Source organism: Sporosarcina sp. ZBG7A (genome assembly GCF_000813425.1).
In the GTDB taxonomy this organism is placed as follows: domain Bacteria; phylum Bacillota; class Bacilli; order Bacillales_A; family Planococcaceae; genus Sporosarcina.
Genome location: NZ_JWIB01000015.1, coordinates 169,336 through 189,359 on the forward strand (window position 1 = coordinate 169,336; position 20,024 = coordinate 189,359).

Annotated in this window: 22 protein-coding genes; 13 read left to right on the forward strand and 9 right to left on the reverse strand. The window is 45.0% G+C overall.

The features are described 5' to 3' along the window. Window positions 1–295: 295 nt before the first annotated feature. The 8 genes from RL70_RS07195 (at window position 296) to RL70_RS07230 (ending at window position 9,935) form a co-directional block, all read left to right on the forward strand. Entirely contained in the window at window positions 296–2,248 is a 1,953-nt protein-coding gene (locus RL70_RS07195; protein ID WP_082003349.1) for a sodium:proton antiporter, read from the forward strand. Between the two features lie 67 nt (window positions 2,249–2,315). After that, window positions 2,316–2,876 (forward strand): NADPH-dependent FMN reductase, encoded by a 561-nt coding sequence (locus RL70_RS07200; RefSeq protein ID WP_039042717.1) that lies wholly within the window; start codon window positions 2,316–2,318, stop codon window positions 2,874–2,876. 118 nt (window positions 2,877–2,994) lie between these two features. Then, on the forward strand, window positions 2,995–5,166 hold the full coding sequence (locus tag RL70_RS07205) for a DNA topoisomerase III (RefSeq protein ID WP_039042718.1): 2,172 nt from the start codon (window positions 2,995–2,997) through the stop codon (window positions 5,164–5,166). A gap of 79 nt (window positions 5,167–5,245) precedes the next feature. Then, a complete protein-coding gene (locus RL70_RS07210) occupies window positions 5,246–5,836 on the forward strand; it encodes a hypothetical protein (protein ID WP_039042719.1) in 591 nt (196 codons plus the stop codon). A 63-nt stretch (window positions 5,837–5,899) separates the two neighbouring features. Then, complete coding sequence (locus RL70_RS07215; protein WP_039042720.1) at window positions 5,900–6,373, forward strand: aminoacyl-tRNA deacylase; 474 nt, start codon at window positions 5,900–5,902, stop codon at window positions 6,371–6,373. A gap of 506 nt (window positions 6,374–6,879) precedes the next feature. Next, window positions 6,880–7,512 carry a membrane protein gene (locus RL70_RS07220; protein ID WP_039042721.1) on the forward strand — a complete coding sequence of 211 codons (633 nt, stop codon included), beginning with the start codon at window positions 6,880–6,882 and terminating at the stop codon, window positions 7,510–7,512. Window positions 7,513–7,598: 86 nt separating this feature from the next. Then, window positions 7,599–8,672: a hypothetical protein gene (locus RL70_RS07225; protein WP_039042722.1), complete on the forward strand. Its 1,074-nt coding sequence runs from the start codon at window positions 7,599–7,601 to the stop codon at window positions 8,670–8,672. A 72-nt stretch (window positions 8,673–8,744) separates the two neighbouring features. Continuing rightward, window positions 8,745–9,935, forward strand: a complete 1,191-nt coding sequence (locus RL70_RS07230; RefSeq protein WP_039042723.1) for a glycine C-acetyltransferase — start codon at window positions 8,745–8,747, stop codon at window positions 9,933–9,935. Between the two features lie 106 nt (window positions 9,936–10,041). Here the strand turns inward: RL70_RS07230 and RL70_RS17840 are convergent, their stop codons facing one another. Continuing rightward, entirely contained in the window at window positions 10,042–10,188 is a 147-nt protein-coding gene (locus RL70_RS17840; protein ID WP_156137939.1) for a hypothetical protein, read from the reverse strand. A gap of 11 nt (window positions 10,189–10,199) precedes the next feature. Next, a complete protein-coding gene (locus RL70_RS07235; protein ID WP_039042724.1) occupies window positions 10,200–10,868 on the reverse strand; it encodes a hypothetical protein in 669 nt (222 codons plus the stop codon). A 188-nt stretch (window positions 10,869–11,056) separates the two neighbouring features. On the opposite strand from RL70_RS07235, the gene RL70_RS07240 reads away from it, so the two are divergent. Further along, complete coding sequence (locus RL70_RS07240) at window positions 11,057–12,001, forward strand: L-threonine 3-dehydrogenase (RefSeq protein ID WP_039042725.1); 945 nt, start codon at window positions 11,057–11,059, stop codon at window positions 11,999–12,001. A gap of 614 nt (window positions 12,002–12,615) precedes the next feature. Here the strand turns inward: RL70_RS07240 and RL70_RS07245 are convergent. The 5 genes from RL70_RS07245 to RL70_RS07265 all read right to left on the reverse strand — a co-directional run bounded on the left by RL70_RS07245 (window position 12,616) and on the right by RL70_RS07265 (window position 16,464). Next, window positions 12,616–13,971 carry a YjiH family protein gene (locus RL70_RS07245; protein ID WP_039042726.1) on the reverse strand — a complete coding sequence of 452 codons (1,356 nt, stop codon included), beginning with the start codon at window positions 13,969–13,971 and terminating at the stop codon, window positions 12,616–12,618. Between the two features lie 172 nt (window positions 13,972–14,143). After that, window positions 14,144–14,809: a bacillithiol biosynthesis deacetylase BshB2 gene (gene bshB2, locus RL70_RS07250; RefSeq protein WP_025785532.1), complete on the reverse strand. Its 666-nt coding sequence runs from the start codon at window positions 14,807–14,809 to the stop codon at window positions 14,144–14,146. 20 nt (window positions 14,810–14,829) lie between these two features. Continuing rightward, window positions 14,830–15,180 (reverse strand): YojF family protein, encoded by a 351-nt coding sequence (locus RL70_RS07255; RefSeq protein ID WP_039042727.1) that lies wholly within the window; start codon window positions 15,178–15,180, stop codon window positions 14,830–14,832. A gap of 128 nt (window positions 15,181–15,308) precedes the next feature. After that, the gene (gene thiD, locus RL70_RS07260; protein ID WP_039042728.1) at window positions 15,309–16,142 is read right to left on the reverse strand and encodes a bifunctional hydroxymethylpyrimidine kinase/phosphomethylpyrimidine kinase; all 834 of its coding nucleotides are present in this window, start codon (window positions 16,140–16,142) and stop codon (window positions 15,309–15,311) included. A 73-nt stretch (window positions 16,143–16,215) separates the two neighbouring features. Continuing rightward, window positions 16,216–16,464: a hypothetical protein gene (locus tag RL70_RS07265; RefSeq protein WP_039042729.1), complete on the reverse strand. Its 249-nt coding sequence runs from the start codon at window positions 16,462–16,464 to the stop codon at window positions 16,216–16,218. Between the two features lie 150 nt (window positions 16,465–16,614). Here RL70_RS07265 and RL70_RS07270 point away from each other — a divergent pair, with 150 nt between their 5' ends. From RL70_RS07270 to RL70_RS07290, 4 genes are all read left to right on the forward strand, one after another. After that, a complete protein-coding gene (locus RL70_RS07270) occupies window positions 16,615–17,397 on the forward strand; it encodes a DUF4230 domain-containing protein (RefSeq protein WP_039042730.1) in 783 nt (260 codons plus the stop codon). A 5-nt stretch (window positions 17,398–17,402) separates the two neighbouring features. Continuing rightward, window positions 17,403–18,080, forward strand: coding sequence for a uracil-DNA glycosylase (locus RL70_RS07275; RefSeq protein WP_039042731.1), 678 nt, complete (start codon window positions 17,403–17,405; stop codon window positions 18,078–18,080). A 213-nt stretch (window positions 18,081–18,293) separates the two neighbouring features. Next, window positions 18,294–18,620, forward strand: a complete 327-nt coding sequence (locus RL70_RS07285) for a DUF5327 family protein (RefSeq protein ID WP_039042732.1) — start codon at window positions 18,294–18,296, stop codon at window positions 18,618–18,620. A gap of 30 nt (window positions 18,621–18,650) precedes the next feature. After that, window positions 18,651–19,031, forward strand: coding sequence for a DUF423 domain-containing protein (locus RL70_RS07290; RefSeq protein WP_039042733.1), 381 nt, complete (start codon window positions 18,651–18,653; stop codon window positions 19,029–19,031). A 54-nt stretch (window positions 19,032–19,085) separates the two neighbouring features. On the opposite strand, the gene gerQ is transcribed toward RL70_RS07290, so the two are convergent. Together gerQ and RL70_RS07300 are read right to left on the reverse strand one after the other, a co-directional pair. After that, complete coding sequence (gene gerQ / locus RL70_RS07295) at window positions 19,086–19,466, reverse strand: spore coat protein GerQ (RefSeq protein WP_039042734.1); 381 nt, start codon at window positions 19,464–19,466, stop codon at window positions 19,086–19,088. An 18-nt stretch (window positions 19,467–19,484) separates the two neighbouring features. Further along, on the reverse strand, window positions 19,485–19,904 hold the full coding sequence (locus RL70_RS07300; RefSeq protein WP_039042735.1) for a cell wall hydrolase: 420 nt from the start codon (window positions 19,902–19,904) through the stop codon (window positions 19,485–19,487). Between the last annotated feature and the right edge of the window lie 120 nt (window positions 19,905–20,024).

Here is a 20,024-nt window from a genome sequence, read left to right on the forward strand (position 1 = left end):
GGCTTATGAGCATATTTCGGTATTTATGAGCACATTACAAGGTTTATGATCAGAACCCGAGATTTATGAGCACAATCCACTTTTTATGATCACTTTCAGCGATTTATGATCAATTTGCGAAAAGTATTTTAGTTGGTCACGAGATAGGGTGATGGGGAAGCGAGTGTTGAACCGCGGGAAGGGATTTATGATCTACGCCACTAGCTTTCATTCGAAAACCTCAAATAAGTTGTTTCATAGAGTGGGTGTGGTACACTAGTACGAAATTTCAACTCGATAGGAGTGGCGAAATCGAATGTTCGGATCTATAGCTGCAGACCTTATGCTCGTTGTTCTGATTGGTATCCTTTCACAATGGGTTGCCTGGAGATATCGCCTTCCCGCGATCGTCGTCATGGCGATTGCAGGTCTGCTCGTTGGACCTGTATTCGGATTCATCAACCCCGAAGAAACGTTGGGAGAACTATTTAGCCCAATTATTTCGTTTGCGGTCGCGATTATATTATTTGAAGGAAGTCTCAACCTCGACTTCCGTGAAATTAAAGGGTTCAGCAAACCCCTCACGCGCATCGTGACATTTGGCGCGTTTATTGCCTGGATCACGGGATCGCTCGCAGCACACTATTTAGCGGGACTGTCTTGGACCGTGGCTTTCATTATTGGTGGACTGTTCATCGTCACCGGACCGACAGTGATTTTACCGATGCTCAGACAGGCTAAACTCAAGCCTCGTCCAGCAGCACTTCTTAAATGGGAAGGGATTATCGTGGATCCATTTGGCGCATTACTTGCCGTGTTTGCATTTGAATTCATCAAATTTGTCAATGGGCAAGCTACCCTCGCAGCACTTGGATTATTCGTAGCTGCATCTGTTTTCGCTGTATTCATCGGTTGGGCGTCTGCACGTATTCTCGGATATGCGTTTGAAAAGGGTGGCGTTCCCGAATTTCTGAAAGCCCCCGTACTTTTCGCGGTCGTCTTATTTGCATTCGTCATTTCGGATGAACTTATGCATGAAACCGGGTTGCTAGCGGTAACAGCGATGGGGATTGTGATGGCTAATATGCATTTAACGTCCATTCATGACATCCGTCAATTTAAAGAGAACATTTCTGTGCTACTCATTTCAGGGATTTTTGTGATGCTTACTGCGTCATTAGATCCTCATGTACTCATTGAAATATTCGACTGGCATATTATTACTTATGTAATGGCGATGTTGTTCATCGTCCGCCCGCTGTCAATTTGGGTGTCTACAGTCGGTACGGATTTATCGAACAGGGAAAAAAATCTGCTTGGATGGGTTGCCCCTCGAGGAATTGTGGCGCTCACAGTGTCGGGATATTTTGCTTCAATCCTACTTGAAAATGGCTACAAGGATGCGGAATTACTCACCGCGCTCACGTTTGCGCTCGTTCTCTCGACAGTTGTGTTGCATGGATTTACAATCGGTCCATTTGCACGTCGGTTGAACTTGACGACGACGGATGAATCTGGTGTCCTAATCGTTGGAGGAACTAAATTTGCGGCAGAACTTGCGCGATCGATTCAAGACTCAGGTAATGATGTGTTGCTGATGGACACTTCATGGGCGGGGTTATCTCATGCACGGAAGCTTGGTTTGTCCAGTCATGTAGGAGATATTCTGACGGAGCAAACGGAATATACGCTAGATTTGACGCCATATCGATATATGCTCGCGATGACAAAAGCGGACACGTACAATGCCCACATTTGCGCGGATTTCCTGTACGACGTGGGACGCGAGAATTTATTCCAAACATCATTCCATGTTGGCGAAGGGGTTGAATCGTTCAACGTCACGGGTGGACGTACGTTATTCACACCCGCGTTATCGATTTATGATTTGGAGGAACGTATGAATTCCGGGCACGTTTTCCGCAAAACGGTACTTTCTAAACAATACAGTTACACACAATACTTGCGTGAACGGGATGATCGATCTGTGCTTCTCTATATTTTACGGGAAGATGGAAGCGTTGAGTTTTACACGCCAACAGAAGAGTTGCAGGCGGTAGCGGGAGACACAATTGTGGCGCTCTCACACCCGATTAAACAGATTGAACGTGCTAAGGAAAGGATTGCAGAAGAAAAAGGGGAGGAAGAGGTTCAGCACGAGCAAATAGAAAAGCGATTTAGTGAAGATCAGGGGAAAACAAAGTCACCGATACCGGGCGAAGCACCGCCTTCGATCCAAGGTAGTTTAACAAAAAATTCAACAAGCTAATTGCAAGTCAATTCCCATTCTTTCTGATAGGATGTAGAGTGAGAATATCATTAGGAGGTACGGTCATTTGAAAGTTTTGTTTGTGGACGGGACCATTATCGGCAACAAAACGGGTGTCGTACTTGAAGCTGTGCAGCAATATATAGAAGAAACGGGCTGCGGTTTTGAGATAGAGAGATTGAATTTCTCTGAGTACGATCACCAGTTTGTCGATGGGCGACCTGCAGAAGAATATAACGAAGATATGAAGAAGCTGATTCGTAAATTCGATGAAGCGGATGGCTATATTATCGCTACACCCGTATTCCAGGGTTCGATCCCAGGGGTGCTAAAGAACGCATTCGATTTGCTTCACCCACGTACAATGCGATATAAACCGGTTTCAATCGTGGCAAATGGTGGGACGTATCAACACCATCTCGTTGTCGAAAATCAGATGAAGCCGATTCTTGATTACTTCCGATGCTTGGTGACACCAAATTATGTGTATACACATCGTGATCATTTTGATGAAAACAGTAAGATTATAGACGAAGATGTACACGATCGCTTGAAAGAATTAGCGCGCGTGTTCGTGAAGTATACAGAAATGGGGAAAGAACTGACCCACGGTATAATTGACGCATAATACAAGATAGAACGTCCGTCCGAGCGGAATTTCCGCGGGACGGACGTTTTTCATATGGTCAAAACTGAAGAAACCGACCAACTTGCGTATAATGGAGAGAACGAAAGGGGATTGAACGATGTCTAAATCACTTGTACTTGCAGAAAAACCATCTGTCGCACGCGATATTGCCCGTGTGCTCGGCTGTCATAAAAAAGGAAATGGATTCCTAGAGGGAGATCGGTACATCGTCACTTGGGCGCTTGGCCATTTAGTGACACATGCTGATCCTGAAGGGTATGGTCAGGAATTCAAAGAATGGAAAATGGAACACTTACCAATCATTCCTCAGCCATTTAAACTGACACCTATCAAACAAACATCGAAACAATATAATGCTGTGAAGGCACAGTTACGCCGTGGAGAAGTTAAAGACGTCATCATCGCAACTGACGCTGGGCGCGAAGGGGAGCTCGTGGCTCGCTGGATTTTGGAGCTTGCGAAAAATCGTAAACCAATCAAACGGTTGTGGATTTCATCCGTGACAGACAAAGCGATTAAAGACGGATTCGCGAATTTGAAAGACGGAAAAGCGTACGATAACTTATATGAAGCAGCTGCAGCGCGGGCGGAAGCGGACTGGGTCGTCGGCATTAACGCAACACGCGCACTTACGGTAAAACATAACGCCCAATTGTCGACAGGTCGCGTGCAAACACCGACTCTTGCGATGATTGCTGAACGAGAAAAGGCGATTCAGAAGTTCCAGCCAAAGCCGTTCTGGGGCATGCAGGCTCTAACGGAAGCGGGTCGTTTTACATGGCGGGATTCGAAAGGTCAAACTCAAGTCTTCGATGAAACCGTGATCGATGAGAAAATGAATGCGTCCGAAGGCATCACAGAGGGCAAAATCATTGACCTGAAATCAACTCCGAAATCACAACCAGCACCTCCTTTATTTGACTTGACGGAACTGCAAAAAGAAGCGCATCGTCGCTGGTCATGGTCCGCAAAGGAGACCTTATCGACGTTACAAAACTTGTATGAGCGACACAAAGCGGTCACGTATCCACGTACGGATTCGAAGCACTTAACAGCAGACATGACTAGTACGTTGAAGGATCGTGTTAAAGCGGTTGAAATCGGACCGTATCGAAAGGCAGTCAATTCATTATTACGCAAAGGGCCTGTCAAACCTCAAAAAGGTGTCATCAATGACAGTAAAGTATCTGATCACCATGCAATTATTCCGACGGAAGAAAGTCCTTCTTTGCATTCACTCTCCGACAAAGAACAACGTCTTTACGACATTATTGTCAAACGCTTTTTGGCTGTGTTCTATCCGTCATTCCAATACGAACAATTGAGTGCAGAGTTACAAGCGGGCAACGAAATCTTTACATTGAAAGGTCGGACCGTGACGGATGAGGGATGGAAGGCTGTCTATTCATCCGATGAAGAAGAAGCGGATACAGACGCGTTACCTGCCATGAAAAAAGGTGAAACCCTTCAGATTCGTGCATTTTCAAGAACAGAAGGCAAAACCAAGCCACCTGCTCGATTCAATGAAGGAACGTTACTTGCTGCGATGGAGAATCCGACACAGTTCATGGCGGGCGAATCCAAGGAATTGATCAAGACAATCGGAGAAACCGGTGGACTTGGGACAGTTGCAACGCGAGCGGACGTCATTGAACGATTATTTGGCATGTTTGTCATTGAGAAAAAAGGGAATGATATTTACACTACGTCTAAAGGACGCCAGTTGTTGGAACTCGTCCCAGAAGATTTGAAATCTCCAGCACTTACTGCCGAATGGGAGAGCGATTTATCGAAAATCGCAACTGGAAAACTGAAGAAAGACCAATTCATCCGGACGATGATCGACTTTTCAAAGAAAACCATCGTGGATATAAAATCGGATGATACCAAATTCAAACATGACAATGTAACAGGGAAAATGTGTCCGGATTGCGGAAAGCCAATGCTTGAAGTGAACGGGAAACGAGGCAAGATGCTTGTTTGTCAGGACCGTGAATGCGGCCATCGTCAAACCATCTCAACGTTGACGAACGCACGCTGCCCTAATTGTAAAAAGAAATTGGAACTTCGTGGGCATGGCGATGGCAAAATCTTCGTTTGTAAATGTGGATATCGTGAAAAATTATCCTCGTTTGAAAAGCGAAGAGCTCAAACAACAGGTAAAAAGGCCGACAAACGTGATGTTCAAAAGTATCTTAAGAAGCAAGAGAACGAAGAACCTGAAAATACGGCAATGGCAGATGCGCTAAAGAAACTATTTGACAAGTAATAATTGAAATCGTTCGCCTCATGAATTGGGAGCGACTAGACTGTATAATTAAAATACTAATTTATGGCGGGGTGAGTTCATGGTCTCAATTTCGACGAATCCGGTAGTTACGGAAAATACAAGATATGAGAATGCAAGAAAACGTTCTGCAGAAGTGGCTTATACCCGTCATGCGGATTATACAGGTGGCAATGAAGCCAAACGGAACGAATTGGCGCAACGGTTAACTAACACTCAGGTAGATTCGCAACCTACACAACCTAAAGAGTTTCAAAAACTTGATGCGGGTCTGCTGAAGCAAGTCGTGTTGCCTCTCGGAGAAACATTGGAAGAAACGATTCAGAGCTGGCAGAATGTACGAAGTGAAGCATTATCCAACCCTGATCCATCTGAAGTGGATCATCGGCTGGCGGCTGTGGCTTCTGCTAAAATCATGGAAACGGAAGCGCAACTAGCGTTGGAAGATCGCTTACGTTCCGCACAACTCACAGAAGCAAGTCGTGAAGATTCACTGATGCAACCAAAGGAGTCGAATTCAGCAACGGATTCCTCACTGGCGGACGCAATGCAGAAACTGTACGATCAAGCCTCTGCAGCTTATGCCATCCAGACGAGTGCGAAACAACATGGATATATGGAAGCAAGTCCGGCATATTCACTTGTCGCATAAAGAAATGAATGACCCGCCATTTAGTTGGCGGGTTTTTGAATTGGAGAAAGGGAGGCACTTATCATGGCGAAGAAGAATAAACATATTAAAACGAATGCGATTCGCATTTTAGAGTCTGAAGGGATTCCTCATGAATTGCTGGAACGCGATTTGTCTGAAGATGCAAATGCCGCAGCAGATGGCGGAGACGAAGCGAATGTGTATAAAACACTTGTAACGACAGCGGGTACTGCACGCAATTATGTGTTTGTCATTCCGGTAGTCTGCGAGCTTGACTTGAAAAAAGCGGCACGCGCAGCAGGAGAGAAAAAGTTGGAGATGCTTCCTTTGAAACAGCTGACTGACGTGACGGGGTATATCCGAGGCGGATGTTCTGCGATCGGTATGAAGAAGACGCTACCTACTTTCCTAGACATTTCTGCCCAAACCAAACAATCTATCTACGCCAGTGCCGGTAAACCAGGCTTCCAAATGAAACTAGCGCCTACTGATTACGCGAAAGTAACAGGTTCCCCGTTTGTGGAGTTGTGTAAATAAAGCCGCGGGGAATGTGGAAACCTTAAGTACGCACCTCTTTATCACGTTACCAAGTATGTACTTTCTCTTTAGAAATGGAGAATTGCTCTTAACCACAGAGAATTGCTCATAAACCAAGAAAAGTGATCATAACTCAGAGAAAGTGCTCAAAAAGCGTGAAAAGTGATCATAACTCAGAGAAAGTGCTCATAAAGCGTGAAAAGTGATCATAACTCTGAGAAAGTGCTCATAAAGCGTGAAAAGTGATCATAACCCTGAGAAAGTGCTCATAAAACGTGAAAAGTGATCATAACTCAGAGAAAGTGCTCATAAACCAAGAAAAGTGATCATAACCCTGAGAAAGTGTTCATAAACCACAAAAAGTGATCATAACCCCAGATATCCACCCATAAACATCGCCACAAGCTAGAAAATCCCTCATCCACAAGCTTGTTTTACATGCTACAATTGACTATAGAGAATACGCCGCTAGGTCCATTCAGCGGCTTGCGGAAAGAAGAATGTGTATGATGACGTTAAAAAAATGGAGATGGACCTTTTTCATCGTGGGACAAATGTTCCTCTCATTAGGGATTGCGATGACCATCAAAGGACAACTGCTAGGCATTGGGCCGTGGGATGTCCTACATGTAGGTCTTTATCAAAATATCGGGTTGTCCATTGGGACTTGGAGCATCATCACAGGATTGCTCATCGTCCTCATTACAGCGGCCGCGCAAAAAAAATGGCCGAAATACGGTACTTGGCTCAATATGCTTTTGCTCGGTACTTTCATTGATCTGTTCAACTGGCTATTGCCTGACGTGACGTCAATTGCAGCGCAAGTCGTGTTTTTCGTAACAGGCGTTGTCATCATGTCGTACGGTATCGGGCTTTATGTATCTCCAAATATGGGGGCAGGTCCGCGAGACAGCCTAATGTTGCTGATTGTGCACAAATTCAATATTAGTGTAAAAATTGTACGGACCTCTATTGAAGTCATTGTCGCCCTAATCGGATGGGCACTCGGAGGACCAGTTGGCATAGGAACCGTCCTCATCGCATTACTGATTGGACAATTCGTCCATTACGCGATGCCACAATGTCAGCGACTTTTACTGAAAGTAGCCAAACAAGAAAATAGTCAAGTTCTACTATAAAGAGGAGCACAGTCATCCATGGCTGTGCTTTTTTTCGTCGTCATTTCATAAGATATTCTGAAGAGCATCTGAAAGGGAGTGTCACAATGAACGGAAAGTTAACAGAATCAATGGGAACAGCCTATACAGGAGGTGGGTTGTCTCACAAGTACGAGCACCTAATCCAACAAGCTACGACGACGGTGTTCATTAAATCACCACCTACATTTGCGCTATCTAGTATATTGAATGAGCTCGCAGTCTATTATGTAAAAAGAGGATACGATGTTGACCGATTCAGGAGCCCCTTGCATGTTGAGAAAACAGACGGGATTTATGTGAAAGGACCAGAACTTTTTTACATCGCGGCCTCTTATCCGGTTCCGCTTGAACCTACAGACCTTGGCGGAAAACACCGCGTTGTAAGCTTTTATGATGTCTATGATGAAACCAAATTACGCGCAAACAATCCTCAAATTGCTGGACATCTTGAAGAGGCGGCCACTTATTTGGAAAAAGCACTCGCTACACTAACTGAAGCGAAAGCCATCCATGATGAATGGGAAAACGTCAACATCCGTCGTATGGATTGGAAAGCTCACGAGGCTAAAATCCAGTCGCTTGCAAGCGAATTATTTGGCACATTGGATTTACGAAAAGATTCCGCAGTTTCACACCGCATTATCGGATCGTTGTCATCAAAAGGAGCGCATGACTTCCTCCCATCTATCACCAAATCTCTAAAGCGAAGAATTTTAATCAAAGCCCTTCCCGGAACGGGCAAGTCCACTATGATGAAAGCACTTGGAGAGGAAGCGGAAAAAAGGGGTATTGATGTTTTATATGGCTGGTGTGGGTTAGATACAGGAAGTATTGACCTTGTCCAGTTCCCTGAGCTGTCCGTTTGCCTATTCGACGCAACAGAGCCCCATGTGTATGAGGCAGAACGAGAGGGCGATGAAATTCTGGACCTCGTCGCGATGTGTGCCCCTAGTGAAAAAGCAGAGCAGGAGATTGATGAAATCCGTCCGCGCTACAAAGAAACAATTGCAAATGCGGCAGGGTATATGCAGTCCTATGCGCGACTGACAAGTCTTATCGATGCAGGAATGGACAGTGCGCTTGATCAGAAAGCATTCCATGGAAAAGCGGAAATGCTGACAGAACTCCTCGCCCCGTAACACACTTCGGTTATGGGGAAAGGCACAAATATGCTACACTAAGAGCATCATGTGTCTGAAAGGAAGATTAGTTTGTCTAACATATTAAACGCATTTCTAGACGAGAACTTGCAAGAACTTCGAGATCAGGGACTCTACAACGAAATTGAACCAGTGGAAGGTCCGAATGGTCCAATCATTAAAATCAAAGGCAACGATCTCATTAACTTATCATCGAATAACTACTTAGGTCTTGCGACAGACGAGGAATTGAAAAAACTTAATATTGCAGCTGTGAATAAATACGGTGTCGGTGCGGGAGCCGTGCGTACCATCAACGGTACGCTCGATATCCACATCGAACTTGAGAAAAAACTTGCTGAGTTCAAAGGAACGGAAGCTGCAATTTCCTTCCAATCTGGATTCAACTGCAACATGGCGGCGATTTCTGCAGTCATGAACAAAAACGATGCGATTTTATCGGATGAATTAAACCACGCATCGATCATCGACGGTTGCCGTCTATCGGGCGCTAAAATTATCCGTGTGAAGCACCAAGACATGGACGATCTACGTGCGAAAGCAAAAGAAGCGACAGAGTCCGGTTTATACGGAAAAGTCATGTACATTACAGATGGCGTCTTCTCGATGGATGGAGATATCGCAAACCTTCCAGGAGCTGTTGAAGTTGCGAAAGAATTCGACCTCATCACATACGTAGATGATGCGCACGGATCAGGCGTAACTGGCAAAGGGAAAGGAACTGTGAAGCATTTCGGGCTTGAAAAAGAGATCGACATGCAGATGGGAACTCTTTCAAAAGCAGTCGGCGTTGTGGGCGGTTATGTAGCCGGAACACAAAAACTAATCGACTGGTTGAAAGTTCGTTCACGTCCATTCTTATTCTCGACAGCAGTACCACCAGGCGACGTGGCAGCAATTATGGGAGCGCTTGATAAAATCAGTGCATCCACTGAACTTCACGACAAGCTGTGGGAAAACGGAGACTATTTGAAAGCGGGCTTGAAAAAACTCGGCTTCAATATCGGGAACTCCGAAACGCCGATCACACCTTGTATCATTGGAGAAGAAAAACTAACACAGCAATTCTCAAAACGTCTTGCTGAAGAAGGCGTCTATGCAAAATCGATCGTATTCCCGACTGTACCAAAAGGGACAGGCCGTGTTCGTAACATGCCAACTGCTGCCCACACGAAAGAGATGCTCGACGACGCACTTAAGATTTATGAAAAAGTCGGCAAAGAGCTCGGTGTTATCCAATAAATGAATGTGAGTTCGCACTGTGCGATCTTATTTAAAAACTAAAAAGCAGTCTGGAAAGGATTTTATCCTTTCCAGACTGCTTTTATTTCGTAGGGGTTTCTACAGGTCATGCAACTTCTTCATGATAAACAGAAGTCAATTCTCCAATTGCAAGTTCGATCTCATATTTGGCGCGATCATCTGAACGTACAAGCACATTCAGTCCTTTGCGACCGTCATGTAGCTGCACATAAGTCTCTTCTTCGTAAAACATGGCCATCTCTCCTATTGGATAATGGGAGATACTTGGTCTTGACGGTGGAACAGAGACACCAATACATAATGCTGAACTCCGCGGGCGTGGGAAGTTGAGAGCTCCACTTCTTTGCGATAGGCGGTTTGGTCTCCAGACTGTTTGGCGATGCTAGCTTGAAGAGCATGTTTCATCCATTGGTTTTTGATGGCAGTTTGTAGAGCTTGAGCACCTTCTATATTTCCTTCCATCAACAAGGCATTTGCCGTGTAGTAGTTCACATAATCCGCTGTAGGTAAGTGAATGGATAGACGGTGCAGCGCCTCTACATCTTGTTGCCAAACAGCAAGATTCGCTGCGTAAACTGCTTGAACTTTAGGTTGTTTGTGAGTTTGTAGTATGGTTTCGATTGTTTCTATGATCGTTTCGTCCGTTTCATGGGCAATAGCATAAGCATAAGCGAAAAGGGTATTTGAACGATTCTTCGTCAAAAACTTATCGATTTTGTCCATATCCTTCGTTCCATAAATGATATAAATCGGCCATCCGAGTGTAATCGACATATATACAACTATTACAATAGCGAACACGGCCCAAAAAGGAATATTTGCAAATAGTAGCACCACGGTAAGGAGAACTCCACCGCCAAATAATAAAAGCCAACGGGCAACTCCTTGGATAAGAAATGGATTATCTTTCAAGCTATACACCCTCCAGTTACCAACATTATACCATACAATTCCGACAACTGAAGGAAACGTTATTCAATGAATTGTATTTTCCAGCAGAACAGTTTATAATCAGTTTCAGTTATTGAAACTGGATATTTTATTTGATAAACACGAACTGTCCTCTCCAAAAAGACAAACATTCATAGGGGGAATACACGATGAAAAAAATTATGGTGACCGGAGCACTCGGTCAAATCGGTTCAGAGCTGATTACCAAATTGCGAGCGGAATATGGTGTCGACAATGTGTTGGCAACAGACATTCGCGAGCCGCAAACAGAAATGAATGGACCTTTCGCAATTCTTGACGTAACTGAGGGTGGAAAAATGACCCGAATTGCAAAAGAATTCGGAGCAGACACGCTCATGCACATGGCGGCATTGCTTTCCGCAAAAGCGGAAGAGAACCCGATGCTCGCTTGGAACCTGAACATGGGAGGACTAGTGAATGCGCTGGAGACAGCACGTGAATTGGATCTTCAGTTCTTCACACCAAGCTCGATCGGCTCATTTGGACCATCGACTCCAAAAGAAAACACACCACAAGATACATTCCAACGCCCTACAACGATGTATGGAGTGAACAAAGTGTCTGGTGAATTGCTATGTGATTATTATTATCAAAAGTTCGGCGTCGATACACGTGGTGTTCGATTCCCTGGACTCATTTCATACGTTGCGCAACCAGGTGGCGGCACAACTGATTATGCAGTAGATATTTTCTATAAAGCGGTAGAAGAAGGCAAGTATACGTCATTTATCGCGGAAGGTACGTACATGGATATGATGTATATGCCAGATGCGTTGCAAGCCATTGTGGACTTAATGGAAACCGATGCAGCTAACTTGAAACATCGTAACGCTTTCAACGTAACTGCGATGAGCTTCGAGCCATCCGAGCTGGCAGCAGCTATCCAAAAGCACATCCCAACGTTTAAAATTAGTTATGATGTCGATCCGGTTCGCCAATCAATCGCAGATAGCTGGCCAAACTCTCTTGATACATCTGTAGCAGAATCTGAGTGGGGCTTCAAATCTACTTATGACCTCGATGCGATGGTAGTAGATATGCTAGAAAAGATTCGTGAAAAAGTGAATGCTTGATAAAATGAACCCGCTCGCACCGTTAAATACTGGTGCGAGCGGGTTTTTGCGTGGGAGATAGGGTGCATATGCTCATAAATCTGGGGAATTGATCATAAACGTGGGAGAGTGCTCATAAAGCATGAAAAGTGATCATAAACCTGGGAAAGTGCTCAAAAAGCGTGAAAAGTGATCATAAACCTGGGAAAGTGCTCATAAAGCATGAAAAATGCTCATAAATCTGGGAAAGTGCTCATAAAGCATGAAAAGTGATCATAAACGTGGGAAAGTGCTCACAAAGCGTGAAAAGTGATCATAAGCCTGGGAAAGAGCTCATAAAGCATGAAAAGTGATCATAAGCCTGGAAAAGTGCTCATAAAGCGTGAAAAGTGATCATAAACAAGGGAAAGAGCTCATAAAGCGTGAAAAGTGATCATAACCTTGGGAAAGAGCTCATAAAGCATGAAAAGTGATCATAAACCTGAGAAAGAGCTCATACTCTCAGCCTCCACACGCCCGCGGAAGCGAAACCCTATTCACCCACCACCTAATATCGCGACCAACCAAGCACTCCCTAAAACAAAAAATCACCCCTATGCAACTAACTAGCTGCATAGGGGTGATTCTAATTTCTATTAAAATAACAAGTGGGCAACGCCCGCCACGATTGGCAGCGCGATGATCGTACGAAGTAAGAAAATCACAATCAAATCCCAGATGTTGACGGGAATCTTAGTGCCTAGAATCAAACCACCGACTTCAGACAAGTAGATTAGCTGAACGACAGAGACGGTCGCCACTGTGAAAAGGGTAATCGGATCAGAAATCATACCGTCTGCAAGAAGAGCAGGCAAGAACATATCTGTAATCCCGACAACCATAAGTGAACCGGCTTCAGCTGCTTCAGGAATATGAAGCAGATTTAAATATGGAACAAATGGCTTCCCAAGAATCGTAAATAGACTTGTATACTCTGCAAGCATCGTTGCAATCGTACCGAATGCCATAACGATTGGTGCTACGCCAATCCACATATCAAGTACGTTTCGGAATCCGTCGCCAACAATTTTACCTGGCGAACGGTTTTTATCCGCAGTTGCGAGCGCGTTTTCAATTCCGTGAGAGAATACATTATACCCCTCTGGTAGACTTTCCTCAGTTCCTGTCTGCGGAGAGCCATCGATGAACTCATCAGGTTTCTTCGAAAGAGGATAGATTCTTGGCATAATGAGACCGAGGACAAGACCCACCACTGCAACCGTTGCATAAAATGGAACGAAGTAGTTTTCAAGACCAACAGTCTTAATGATAACAAGAGAGAATGTAATCGAAACGATCGAGAACGTCGTTGCAATAACGGCTGCTTCCCGTTTCGTATAATGTCCATCTTCGTATTGTTTACTCGTCAACAAGACACCGATTGTCCCGTCTCCAACCCAAGACGTCAGTGCATCAATGGAGGATCGGCCAGGAAGCTTGAATAACGGACGCATGATTTTTACCATCATCGTTCCGAAAAACTCGAGCAATCCAAAATTTAATAATAATGGCAAGAACAAACCTGCGAATAGGAAAATGGTGTATAAGAACGAAACGAGTCCATCAGGTGATAGTAACATTCCGCCCGTATTTTCACTCCAGATCGCTTCAGGTCCGAGTTTGTAAGTCACCATTACAGCGAAAACAGCACCAACTACGCGCGTCAATGTCCAGAACGGTGTCACTTTGAACAACGTTTGGGCGAAAGTCGGCTTGGCACCTTCGTCTTTTTGGACAAACAAGAAGATCACAGAACCAACTGCTGAAACAATAATGAGGACCATCGCGGCAAACGGCATAGCAGGTTCCACAAGACCAGAGAGTTTGTCAGCTAGAAAAGCAATCGGAACTTTCCAGCCATCACCGATTTTCAGTGGGATCATAAACAGAATGACCCCGATGATAGATGGAACTAAAAACAATAACCAGTTGGATAAAGACGCTTTTTTCATGGATGAGCTCCTTCGCAATTAGTAATGCATACTATGTATATTTATTCATGATAATGAATGAATACCAAAAAGTAAACTAGAAATTTTCTCCAAAGCTCTATATGTATACCCGGATTCACTAGCTGGAAAACTAGTGAACCGAGAACTACCGCATTGAAAGCGGTTTCCTTACTTAAAAGGTGTATGTGTAGAAATGTTCTGTCTTTAACCATCTTAACGCATCAGCATCTTCCGCGTCCAGACGTTTTTGCATATCTTCCATCATCCAAACAGTTTGAGATGCATGAGCATTCATCGCTCCGAGCTTTTTCTCTGTCACTCCAGACACATCGTGGTGTACGTCTGGATGTCCGATAACTTCTACTGTTTTATTGTCGAATGCAATCGTATACAACTTAGGACGCTCGGATTCTGACATTCTACGGATCGCTTCAACAACTGCGCGTCCTGTAGCATCATGATCAGGGTGTACAGACAATCCTGGATAGAACGAGATGATCAGTGAAGGATTTAATTCTTCTATCAAGTCTGCAACGAGCTTCACCATTTTCTCATCGTCCTCAAACTCTACAGTTTTGTCGCGAAGGCCCATCATACGTAAATCCGTTAGTCCCATAGCGTCAGCCGATGCTTGGAGCTCTTTTTTACGGATCATTGGTAACGTTTCGCGGTTGGCAAATGGGGGATTCCCAAGATTTCGTCCCATTTCACCGAGTGTTAAACAAGCGTATGTCACAGGGACGCCCATTTCAATATAGGTTGCGATTGTACCCGAAACACCGAATGCTTCATCATCCGGGTGTGGGAAAATGACTAATACGTGACGTTCTTTTTCCATCTCTATTGGTCCTCCTTTTGTTAATACGTGAACGGAGTTTCGCTAATTTCGAGGGATACAGCCAATTTACCATCTGGTCCTAAACCCGCCATTAGCAGACGTCCGTGTTCGTCCAATTCATAGTGTGTAATTCCTTGCGCGTAAATCCACCCCGAAGGTAGTTTCAACCCGATCCGGTGAGGGGAGTCGCCCGCCACTTTTCCAAGTTCGTAGTTCACAACAATATTGCGGATGAACGCACCCGCGTTAAAGAATCCTTCCTGAAAATGCGCAGCATAAGAGCCGTTTGTCGTCTCCAAATGAATGTAGACATCTTTGCCCGCAAAGGAATCGATCAAGCTCTGTAGCTGATCTCGTTGTACAAGTTCCACATGTCTTCCTCCTCTGGCTTCTTTTTTACTCTGCCTTCAATTATATCCGGTAAGCGAAGCAATTGCGATTATGCAGTTTCAGCAACAAAAAAGCACGGAAGGACAAGTCCCACCAGTGCTTGAAAAACTTAAACTTCAGTTGTCGTAATTTCAGGTCCGCCATAACGGTTTTTAGCTCCGTGCATGACAGGTCCTACATACTCGTTCAATTTCCAGCCGTTAGCGATTGCAGCAGCAACGAACGCTTTTGCTTCAATTACTGCATCTTTAATATCTTGTCCGTTTGCTAAGTTTGCTGTAATTGCAGCGGCAAACGTACAGCCTGCGCCGTGGTTATAGTGAGTATCCGTTTTTTCGGATTCCAATAAAAGATGGGTTTTCCCGTCATAGAACAAGTCTGCTGCTTTATCGTGCTGCAGCTGCTTGCCGCCTTTGATGACGACATTGCGTGCGCCGAGAGAATGAATCTTCTCAGCAGTCGCTTTCATCTGCTCGATTGTGCTAGGAGTTTTCATACCTGCAAGCTGTCCAGCTTCGAACAAGTTTGGCGTTACGATTTCAGCACGTGGAAGTAAGTATTCAATCATTGCGTCGACAGTTCCAGGGTTCAGGACTTCGTCTTCCCCCTTACAAACCATAACAGGGTCAATCACGACGTGTGATAGCTCGGATTCAGCAATTGCTTCACCTGCTGTTTGAATGACTTCTTCTGTACTTAACATGCCTGTTTTAATGGCATCGATGCCAGTGGAAAGGGCAGTTTTGATTTGCGATTTGATCACATCGATTGGAAGGGAGTAGACATTGTGACTCCAATGCTTGTCCGGATCCATTGTGACGACAACTGTCAATGCAGTCATGCCATATGTACCAAGTTCTTGGAAAGTTTTAAGGTCTGCCTGTATGCCGGCGCCGCCGGAAGTATCTGATCCTGCAATTGTCAAAGTCTTTTTCAACGTCATTATAGAGGACTCCTTTACGAATAGGGTATACTTAAGTGTACTCAATCAGAAAAGCAAATACAAATTGTGCGAATTATGCACGTGCCAGCTTGAGAAGGATGAATCCAAGGCCGCCTCCTGCGACTAAACAGATTGCACTTCCTATATAATGGCCTCCTTGTGCGAGACCGATTGTTAGCGCAATGAGAAACAACATAGCGATGCCGAAGATGCCGTAAAAGAATAGCATTCCTGCACTTTTTGAGGACTCAGTATACGATTCTCCATCTTTTGCGGCTTCTGCAATACGCTTCACTTTTTCACGAATCGGAACGTTGGACAAGGCAATCCCTCCTTCGCGCCATCATACCACGACGGAATACTTGTCTGCACGGGAACTTTCCTGCAAACTGTACGTACCGATTAAGGCTGTTTTTTATCAACTATAAAGAAAGACCAATAGCTAGAATCGCTGTTGCAAAGGAGGAATGACATGAAGAACGATAACAACTCGAATGACGAGCGGAAACTGGAAGAAATCGAGAAGTTACTGAGAGAGTTAAAAGCATCGGACAAAGAAAGTGCAGTTACGGTAGAAGAAGCTTTCGCACGACCGAAAAAGAAGCGAAGAAGTCTATGGCACATTCTTACGCTATTCTTCTCGCTATGGCGCAAATCATTTCTCATTATCGCGCTAATCGCGATTCTGCTCATTGCTTCACTACCGTTTATCGCTTTCTATTTATTGAAGCAAGGAAGCACATACACCGAACAAAAAACAAGTTTCCTAGAGCAAATCCAAGACTTGAACGAAATGGCAACTGCGGAAGCCTATACAAAAGTCATCATTGAACGCCAAGATAACCAGCTGTTCGGACAAAGTATCGGACTCAATCTGCCTGGTACGAAACGCCAACTGCTTGTTGTGATCCCAGGCGCTATCAAGGCCGGTGTGGATTTATCAACAGTGAGCAAGAAAGACATGGATATTAATGAGGCCGATAAAACTGCAACACTCACGTTGCCAAAACCTGAATTCCTTGGAGGAGCTGAAATTTTCTTCGACCAAGTTGAAGTGTACTCGTTTGAAGGAGTATTCAGAGAGAAAGCCGACATCACAGAAGCGTATGAACTTGCTGAAGAAGCGAAGAAGTTGATTCGCGAAGAAAGCGCTGGACAAGGCGTGTTGGAAACTGCTGAGAAAAATGCGGAACAGACGCTTCACGAGATGTTTTCACTTGCAGGCTATGACGTGACGATCCAGTTTGAGGAGTGAATGAGTTGAAACCACAATTTGAAAGTCAGTGGGATGCAGTGCTCCAAGAAGCATTTGAAGCCCAGTCCTATGCACAGTTGCGTGATTTTTTGAAAAAAGAATATGCAGAGCAAAACGTCTATCCTGAAATGGATAATATATGGAACGCATTCAGATACACCCCATTTGAATCGGTGAAAGTAGTCATTTTGGGACAAGACCCTTACCACGGAATCGGACAAGCACATGGCTTAAGTTTTTCGGTGCAACCCGGCGTCAAAATACCCCCAAGTTTGCGTAACATATTTAAAGAGCTTGCGAGCGACATCGGCTGTTCCGTTCCTGAATCGGGCTCGTTGCTAGGATGGGCGGAGCAAGGCGTGCTTTTGATGAATACCGTTTTGACTGTACGCGCGGGAGAAGCGCATTCTCATCGTAAGCAAGGATGGGAGACGTTCACGGATGAAGTGATCCGGAAGCTGTCTGACCGCGACGAACCGATTGTGTTTATACTCTGGGGGCGTCCAGCACAAGAGAAGAAGCGACTGATCGATTTGACAAAGCATGTTACCATTGAGTCAGTGCATCCAAGTCCGCTCAGTGCGAATCGAGGATTCTTCGGGTCGCGTCCGTTTTCGAAAACGAACGAACAACTCGCTTCCTGGGGAGAAACCGAGATTGATTGGTGCAAGACAGAGCAGTAATAATTGAGTTGAATGCTAAGGAAGGGAGGCGGCCGTTGTTATGGCTGTGAATTGTTTTCAATGCTGTCATTTCTACGTCACGTGGGACCCGAAGCATCCCCGTGGTTGCAAAGCGTATGGGTTTAAAACGCGCGAGTTGCCTTCTGCAGTTGTTCTGCGTTCCTCAGGAATGGAATGCATGAAGTTTGAACCGAAGAAAGGAAGCGGTGGCGCATGATTTCAACAAACCGTGTTCTAGAAGAATTACAACGACAACTGACATATGCGAAAACGACGTCTGATGAAGCGGCGATGCGCGAATCGATTGCAGCGATGCAGTCGCTATGCGGTTTGATACTTGGAGAGAAGACAGCGCATTTGCCATCATCTGAAGATGAGTTGAAGTTTTTGTCTGGAAGTAATGCAGGTGCAGGTGCAGGTGCTTCTCCAACTGGAATGGAGCCCATTAAAAAGACAATCTCCGCTCCAGTGCAATCTAGTCTAGAAGGAAAAGTTTTAGTAGAAGAAGATGCAAACGGCGGTTCGCTGTTTGATTTTTGATGTAAATTACTCGGAAAGAGGGAATACAACATGCCATTTTTCATTATCGCAGGTGCAGTAAACGGTGCTATTGCAGTTGCTCTCGGAGCTTTTGGTGCGCACGCCTTAGCTGACAGATTATCTGCACATTATTTGGATGTTTGGGAGAAAGCGGTTCACTATCAAATGTTTCATGCGATCGCATTACTCGCAATCGGAATTTTGATGAGCCCTGCACTTTTCGGATCATCTAACGCATTATCGTGGGCAGGGTATCTCCTGTTAGTTGGAATTATCATTTTCTCCGGTAGCCTGTATGTATTGAGCTTGTCGGGAATCGGCATCCTCGGTGCTATCACACCAATTGGTGGCGTTGCATTCATCGCCGGTTGGATTATGCTTATTGTAGCAGCCTCAAAGTTTGGCAATTAATGAAATGAAAACACCTGCACCCTCTCGAATTGAGGGGATGCAGGTGTTTTTTTGTCATGGTCGCTGAGGGAAGTAATTGAGCTCTTCGTTGAATTCCGCATAATCGAAGTAAATCATCGGGAAGAGGAATCGTTTGCCAGTACTTTGTTCACTTAAAATCACATGGTCACGACCAGCTGCCTCGACCATCCCCGTGACTGCTTTTACGTTCGTACCAGCCTCCGTAGCATTTTCAAATGAAAAGTGGAATGTTCCGACCTTGCCACGGTTTAATCGTAAAATATTCTCGATGTATGATTCTTCGCGAAATGCGCCCGCTGGCGGACGTCCGCTCGGAATGGTGACTTGCGGCGGTACGTTTTGTTGCTGTTGCGGTTGTTGTGGATACTGGTATTGCGGTTGCTGATAGTTAGGTGTCCATTGATATTGAACCAAATCATCATCCTTTCAAAGTTAAACTCTTGGGCAATCTTGTGCGGTTGGCGAGAAGAAACAGTGTGATTTGTATCGGCCCGTATTGTATTGTCCGTACCATTGTTCTGGGCAATCTCCTGCGGGCATGAAAAACCAGAGAGACCGTTCTGCAGGCGAGAACCGTTCTCCATTGACCGCACGCCGTGCCAATTTGCGATCTACCTCACGGGCGCGTTGATAAAAGTAACCTTTCGTCGTTGCTTCAAAGCCACCGGGTCGCTGGAATACCATATCCTCCAGGTCGCGAATATCTGTGAAGTCCAGGCAGTCCGCAAGAACCCGGTTTACACCAACATTACCGACCATGAGCATCCCGAGCTGGCCTTCGCCTTCGGCTTCCGCACGCATCAAGCGCGCCAGCAAATCGATATGCTTATCCGTCGTCTTAATCACCGCCACACGATAACCCCCTCACAGGTATCCTATGAACGGAGTGGCGGAAACATACCAAGCATTACGAAGTACTCGTAATTTGTTGAGGCATTCATAAAGTGTGGAGAGTGATCATAAACATTGGGA